1 rRNA gene is annotated in these 1,808 nt (G+C 47.4%); it reads right to left on the bottom strand.

Annotated features, from left to right (window positions below):
• Positions 1 to 60: 60 nt before the first annotated feature.
• A 16S ribosomal RNA gene (locus ACNQGN_RS18870) occupies positions 61 to 1,574 on the bottom strand.
• Positions 1,575 to 1,808: the final 234 nt, after the last annotated feature.

Genomic DNA, 1,808 nt, shown 5'->3' with positions numbered 1-1,808 from the left:
TTCGAACTTTCGTCTTCTTTCTTGAAAGTGTTACAAAAGCAACTAACATTCAAGCTCTAGAAAGGAGGTGTTCCAGCCGCACCTTCCGGTACGGCTACCTTGTTACGACTTAGCCCTAGTTACCAGTTTTACCCTAGGCAGCTCCTTGCGGTCACCGACTTCAGGCACCCCCAGCTTCCATGGCTTGACGGGCGGTGTGTACAAGGCCCGGGAACGTATTCACCGGATCATGGCTGATATCCGATTACTAGCGATTCCAGCTTCACGGAGTCGAGTTGCAGACTCCGATCCGAACTGTGACCGGTTTTATAGATTCGCTCCTGGTCGCCCAGTGGCTGCTCTCTGTACCGGCCATTGTAGCACGTGTGTAGCCCAAGGCGTAAGGGCCGTGATGATTTGACGTCATCCCCACCTTCCTCGCAGTTTGCACTGGCAGTCTTGTTAGAGTTCCCGACATGACTCGCTGGCAACTAACAACAGGGGTTGCGCTCGTTATAGGACTTAACCTGACACCTCACGGCACGAGCTGACGACAACCATGCAGCACCTTGTAAATTGTCTTGCGAAAAGTCTGTTTCCAAACCGGTCAATCTACATTTAAGCCTTGGTAAGGTTCCTCGCGTATCATCGAATTAAACCACATGCTCCACCGCTTGTGCGGGCCCCCGTCAATTCCTTTGAGTTTCATTCTTGCGAACGTACTCCCCAGGTGGGATACTTATCACTTTCGCTTAGCCACTGAGATTGCTCCCAACAGCTAGTATCCATCGTTTACGGCGTGGACTACCAGGGTATCTAATCCTGTTCGCTACCCACGCTTTCGTCCATCAGCGTCAATCCATTAGTAGTAACCTGCCTTCGCAATTGGTATTCCATGTAATCTCTAAGCATTTCACCGCTACACTACATATTCTAGTTACTTCCTAATAATTCAAGTCAGACAGTATCAATGGCCGTTCCACCGTTGAGCGATGGGCTTTCACCACTGACTTATCTGACCGCCTACGGACCCTTTAAACCCAATGATTCCGGATAACGCTTGGATCCTCCGTATTACCGCGGCTGCTGGCACGGAGTTAGCCGATCCTTATTCTTACAGTACCGTCAAGCTACTTCACGAAGTAGTGTTTCTTCCTGTATAAAAGCAGTTTACAATCCATAGGACCGTCATCCTGCACGCGGCATGGCTGGATCAGGCTTGCGCCCATTGTCCAATATTCCTCACTGCTGCCTCCCGTAGGAGTCTGGTCCGTGTCTCAGTACCAGTGTGGGGGATCTCCCTCTCAGGACCCCTACCCATCGTTGCCTTGGTAAGCCGTTACCTTACCAACAAGCTAATGGGACGCATGCTCATCTTTCACCGATAAATCTTTAATATATAAATGATGCCATTCATATATACTATAAGGTATTAATCCAAATTTCTCTGGGCTATCCCTTTGTGAAAGGTAGATTGCATACGCGTTACGCACCCGTGCGCCGGTCTCTAGTTCCGAAGAACTATACCCCTCGACTTGCATGTGTTAAGCCTGCCGCTAGCGTTCATCCTGAGCCAGGATCAAACTCTTCATCGTATATTGTGCGAACTTAAATAAATTTAAGCTCTTTTTTATATTCGACTAAATTCTCTAGTGGTTTTTTCAAATCTTTCAATTCTATTACTCTTATTCTTTTGTCTTAAGATCTCTCTTAAAACGGCTGTCAATTCAATATGTCTAGGAACGTGTTCTTATCTTGTTTCTCGTCTCGTTTAACCCACATTGTGTGTCTCTCGAAGCGGGTGCAAAAGTACAACTTCTTTTTAATCT

This window comes from Flavobacterium rhamnosi (genome assembly GCF_048286515.1).
Lineage (GTDB): Bacteria > Bacteroidota > Bacteroidia > Flavobacteriales > Flavobacteriaceae > Flavobacterium.
This window is presented reverse-complemented; position numbering and strand designations above follow the sequence as displayed.